Source organism: Parasphingorhabdus sp. (assembly GCF_041748495.1).
In the GTDB taxonomy this organism is placed as follows: Bacteria; Pseudomonadota; Alphaproteobacteria; order Sphingomonadales; family Sphingomonadaceae; genus Parasphingorhabdus.
The window spans coordinates 1-4,928 of sequence record NZ_JBGTDD010000071.1; the positions used below are offsets into that span (position 1 = coordinate 1).

Annotated in this window: 5 protein-coding genes; all 5 read left to right on the plus strand. The window is 55.0% G+C overall.

The window, feature by feature from the left end; translation table 11 throughout:
* Positions 1–460: 460 nt before the first annotated feature.
* Positions 461–814: a UrcA family protein gene (locus ACEW8J_RS05900; protein ID WP_373490718.1), complete on the plus strand. Its 354-nt coding sequence runs from the start codon at positions 461–463 to the stop codon at positions 812–814.
* A gap of 371 nt (positions 815–1,185) precedes the next feature.
* Positions 1,186–1,503 (plus strand): DUF1153 domain-containing protein, encoded by a 318-nt coding sequence (locus tag ACEW8J_RS05905; protein ID WP_373490719.1) that lies wholly within the window; start codon positions 1,186–1,188, stop codon positions 1,501–1,503.
* 48 nt (positions 1,504–1,551) lie between these two features.
* Positions 1,552–2,703 (plus strand): EAL domain-containing protein, encoded by a 1,152-nt coding sequence (locus ACEW8J_RS05910; protein WP_373490720.1) that lies wholly within the window; start codon positions 1,552–1,554, stop codon positions 2,701–2,703.
* A 156-nt stretch (positions 2,704–2,859) separates the two neighbouring features.
* Positions 2,860–4,401: a wax ester/triacylglycerol synthase family O-acyltransferase gene (locus ACEW8J_RS05915; protein ID WP_373490721.1), complete on the plus strand. Its 1,542-nt coding sequence runs from the start codon at positions 2,860–2,862 to the stop codon at positions 4,399–4,401.
* 75 nt (positions 4,402–4,476) lie between these two features.
* Positions 4,477–4,928 (plus strand): SDR family NAD(P)-dependent oxidoreductase (locus ACEW8J_RS05920; RefSeq protein WP_373490722.1); only part of this gene is annotated, 452 nt, incomplete at its 3' end.

Here is a 4,928-nt window from a genome sequence, read left to right on the forward strand (position 1 = left end):
AGGCTATTTCTCCACCACCTCAGGCAATATTACCGACGACGTGATCCTCAATTATCTCGACAAGCATACCAAGCCAAACAAAACTGGCTTCAGCCCCAAGCCATGAACCTACCGGCGTCAGCCGGTCAGTGGTTCAGTGCCCTAATACAGCATGATATTGTGTCATCTGTAACTATCTGAATCGTAACAAAAGTTACATATTGATAGCTTTGTCGACGGGCGATTGTCGTTCGTCGAAGCGGGTCGGCGTTGGCCGATCCCTATGGCGGTTTATCGAACACCGAATGCTCGAACGACCCGGTTCCGCTACCTAGAAATGCGAGGCGGGAGCGTACCCCTGGTCTCTCCAGACAGCCCTTCCCCGGCCCCAAGGATATCCCGCTCCCGTCTCGCCCCTGGTGGGTAGCGCTGGTCCCCCAACTTTCCGGCATTGCCCCGCATAAATTTGAGGAGTGAGAAAATGACAAATAATATTTTTAGCAAGACGCTTTGTGCAGCAGCGGCCATCGCCGTCACCGCGACCGGATTATCTGCAAGTGCCAATGCCCAGAACCGGACCGTGCGGACAGCTACCGTTCAATATGCCGACCTCGATCTGAACAGCGAAGATGGTCAGTCAACCCTGCAGGGCCGACTGAAAGGTGCGGTCCGCAAGGTTTGCGGAAGCTATGATGCGAAAAACCTGATCGATGCGCAGGATCATGGCACCTGCATGGCGGAAGCAAATGCCTCGGCGCAGCGGGCCAGCGTGACGATCATGGCGGCGGCGAAATCGGGCAAGCCAGTCGAAACCGCGATGGTGATCAGCAACTAAAGCCCGCATTCCAAGAGCCGCAAACCCCCAAAAAGCGGCCGCACTTTGGCCAAGTCAAACTTTCAAAAACCCCGGTGCCCTTACACCGGGGTTTCTTTTGTCAAAAATCAGGATGAATTACTGGATGTATATTGAAATAATCTTATAATATAAATTGCTTATATAATAAGCATTTTCGAGTATTTAAATATTAATTGATAATTTTACTTATTTATTAGAGAAATAATCTCTATCCGTGCTCTATTAACTATAAATAGAAATGATAGCTTAATAATTATCGCTCAGATTCTGCATAGGTGGTGACGGAGAATGAAGTTGCGTTATTCTGTGTCCGATGCGCTGGCGGGTAACTGCCATATCTTGGAGGTGAAATGGAAATTGTTCGGCAGCGGAAACCGGAACGAGTGATCGGTCCTTTCGGTGAGGCCCTGAGCCTCAATGACTTGCCGAAGAACAATATGACCAGATGGGTGATCCGGCGCAAAGCCGAAGTGGTTGCTGCTGTTAATGGCGGCATGTTGACTCTGGAAGAAGCGTGCGAGCGCTATGATCTTTCGCTGGAAGAATTTCTATCGTGGCAAGAATTGATCGACAAGGCCGGATTGCCCGGTTTGCGCATCAGCTATCTTTCCCAATATCGTACCGAGGATCGGGCCAGGCAGGACGAACTCGAAAAGTCAGGGGCGTAAACACCGCAAGATCCATCGGCGGATCTGCACTAACCGAAAGCCCTAATCATGGCTAATCAACGAGTCCTCGTCATTGACGACGAGAGCGCCTTCACGCGCTTTTTGCAGGACGACCTGGAGCAGCGCGCAATATCCGTCGCCTGTGTATATTCCCCCGGAGACGAGAACGGCGCGACCGTATTTGCGCCCGATGTCATTGTTGCCGACAAAAAGCTGCTGGCCGCAGGCAATGGCGGCCTGTTGTGCAGGTTTGACCGGGCTGAGCGCCAATTGCCGCTGGTTTTGATGACCGGAGCGGACTCTAAACTGCATGACGGGCGCACCGCATCGATCAGCGCCGCCAAGTCGCAAATCGTTGCCACCATCCCCAAGCCGTTCGAGCCGAAAATGCTTGCAGAGCTGATCGATCGCTATGCCCAAGACAGCCAGAAGATCGATCTGGATGCGGAATATATCAGGGCGTTGATTGCCAGCGACGGATTGCTGGACAATCTGGTCGTGGAATTTCAGTCCAAACATGCGCTGACCGATGGTAGTGTCGTGGGTTACGAAGCCTTGTCTCGGCTGAAAACCAGGCGCGCCATAAGCCCGGCGACGATTTTTTCCGCCGCAACGGAAATATCGCTCGAGATAAAGGCAACCATGAATGTCATCGATCAGGTGATGAAGCTGGCCGACGCTTTGCACAATTTGCGCAAGAATGTGCCGGTGTCCTTCAACTGCAGCGCGATATTGCTGACCCAGTCTGAATTTGTCGATGCGCTTTTTGCCCGGTTGCACAAGGTCCGCGACTTGCGCGGTTCGGTGATCATGGAAATTACCGAGGAAAACCGGGTCGCCAATATCAAGGTTGTTGCTGAAATCTGCCAGATGCTGAGCCGCTATGGGCTGGACGTGTCAATCGACGATTATGGCACCGGCCGCAGCAATCTCGACCGGATTGCGGAGATCCCCTTTGCCGAACTGAAGTTGGACAAGGAAATTTTCTGGGCCTTTTGCAATGATCGGGTACCGATAACGGTCTTGAGTTCGATTATCGATTTCTGCCATATGCGCGGCGCCAAGACGGTGGTCGAGGGGATTGAAACGCCCTTCCACCTGGACAAGGCACGACTGCTGGGCGCGGATCATGGTCAGGGTTTTTACTGGGGCCGCGCCGTGCCGCCGCAATATCTGGTCAAGGACTGGCACGGCCTTTGATGGCTTGAATTCCAGCTGTTGCAAAATCTGTCAGAATGATTCCCGCACCATGGCCGCGGTCCTCCTGCAAACGGCAAAGCCGAAACTTAACGGAGTCGCATATCGGTCAGATTTGCATTATGCTGCCTCCTGTTGGAGAGGTTTGAGGAAATTGCGATGAAACAGCTGAGCGCACTGGATGCGATGTTCGCCTATACGGAAACGCCGAACACGCCGATGCATATCGGGCAGTTGCTGATCTATGACCCCTCGACCGCGCCCGGCGGGATGGTCGGTTTCAAGGACATATTGCGCTATATCGAGGGGCGCCTCGACGGCGCGCGGATTTTCCGGCAGAAACTGGTGCGGGTGCCGCTCGACCTCGATCATCCCTATTGGGTCGATGACGCGAATTTCGATCTCGAATTTCACGTCCGTCATATCGCCTTGCCTAAGCCGGGCGACTGGCGGCAATTGTGCATTCAGGCGGCGCGCATCTATGCCCGGCCGATGGATATGGGCAAGCCGCTCTGGGAATATACGGTGATCGAAGGACTCGACAATGTCGAGGGCGTGCCCAAGGGCAGCTTCGCCATGTTGCACAAGATGCATCATGCCGCGATCGATGGTCAGTCCGGTCTGCAGATGACACTGGCGCTGCATGATCTGGATGCCGGGATGAAGCCGCGCGTGTTTGACATGCAGTTCGAGCCGGAAAAGGATCCCAATCCGATTGCCTTGCTGGCCAAGGCGCAGTTCAACAATATCGCCAATCCGGTGCGCGGGCTGCAAAATCTGCAAAAACTGATTCCGCTGCCGAAGCGGCTGCTGGACGTGCAGCGCGAGTTCCGTCAGCGCGACGATGCGAAGGGCAGTATTCCGAAGACCCGCTTTAACAAGAAGCTGAGTCCGCACAGGGTGTTCGACGGGCGTGAATTTGCGCTGGGCGATATCAAGAAAATCCGCGAGTCCTTTCCCGGCGCCACAGTGAATGATGTGATGATCGCGGTGGTCAGCGGAGCGATGCGCGGCTATCTGAACGCGAAAGATGATCTTCCCGAAAAGACGATGAAAATCGGTGCGCCGGTATCGGTTCGGTCCGATGATGACAAGGATTCTGCCGGCAATCAGGTGACGATGATGCAGGTTGGCGTCGGCACCCATCTCGCCGATGCCGGGGATAGGCTGAAATTCATCATGGCGGAAACGCGGCGATCCAAGGCGATGACCCAGGCACTGGGAGCGAAGACGCTGATGGAATTGTCGGGCGCGATGCCGGCGGGACTGACCGCAGCCGGAACCAAGATGATGGTTCGCGCCGGGCTGGTCGAGCGGCTCAATCCGGCGGTGAACACGATTGTGACCAATGTCCCTGGACCGATGGTGCCGATGTATTTCGCCGGTGCCAAGCTGGTCAAAAGCTTTGGCATGGGAATTCTGGCCGAAGGGCAGGGCCTGTTCCATGTCGTGACCAGCTATAATGGCAATGTCATCCTGACTTTTCTGGCAGATCGCAATATCATGCCGGATCCGGAATTTTACGCCACCTGCATTTCGCGAAGCTTTTCGGACCTGATGGCAGCGGCAAGCAAGGAAAGGACGGCGGCGGCACAAGCGGCCAAGACAAAGAAGGCCAAGCAACCGAAAAAACCGAAGAAGCGCGTCGCATCCTCTGCCGCTACGGCAGGCAGGGCCAGGGTCAAAACGGCTGCAAAATAGCGGCCTTGCTGCTTGACTCGTAGGGCCTGATTGCGCATCGCTTCGGTTAATCATTCAATTAAAGAGGAACGCCTTATGAGCACAGTAGAATTTAACGATCGCGTCGCTATCGTCACCGGAGCCGGCGCTGGACTGGGCCGCGAACATGCCAAGGAACTGGCGCGGCGCGGGGTGAAGGTTGTGGTCAATGATTTTGGCGGCGCGCGCGATGGCACCGGCGGCTCCGCCACGGTAGCCGAGCAGGTGGTGGCCGAGATCGAAGCCGAAGGCGGCGAAGCCATGGCGGCGGGTTGCAGCGTGACCGATATGCCAGCGGTTGAAAAAATGGTAGCCGATGCGATTGCCAAATGGGGTCATGTCGACATTTTGGTGAACAACGCCGGCGTGCTGCGCGACAAGAGTTTTCACAAAATGACGATGGAAGATTTCCAGTTTGTCATGGATGTCCATCTGACCGGCAGCGCCAATTGCACCAAGGCGGTCTGGGATCATATGCGCGAGCGGCAATATGGCCGGATCGTGATGAC

Excerpts from the sequence above, each read along its gene's own strand:
- ACEW8J_RS05900 (WP_373490718.1), top strand. The coding sequence starts at position 461 with ATGACAAATAATATTTTTAGCAAGACGCTTTGTGCAGCAGCGGCCATC.
- ACEW8J_RS05905 (WP_373490719.1), top strand. The coding sequence starts at position 1,186 with ATGGAAATTGTTCGGCAGCGGAAACCGGAACGAGTGATCGGTCCTTTC.
- ACEW8J_RS05910 (WP_373490720.1), top strand. The coding sequence starts at position 1,552 with ATGGCTAATCAACGAGTCCTCGTCATTGACGACGAGAGCGCCTTCACG.
- ACEW8J_RS05915 (WP_373490721.1), top strand. The coding sequence starts at position 2,860 with ATGAAACAGCTGAGCGCACTGGATGCGATGTTCGCCTATACGGAAACG.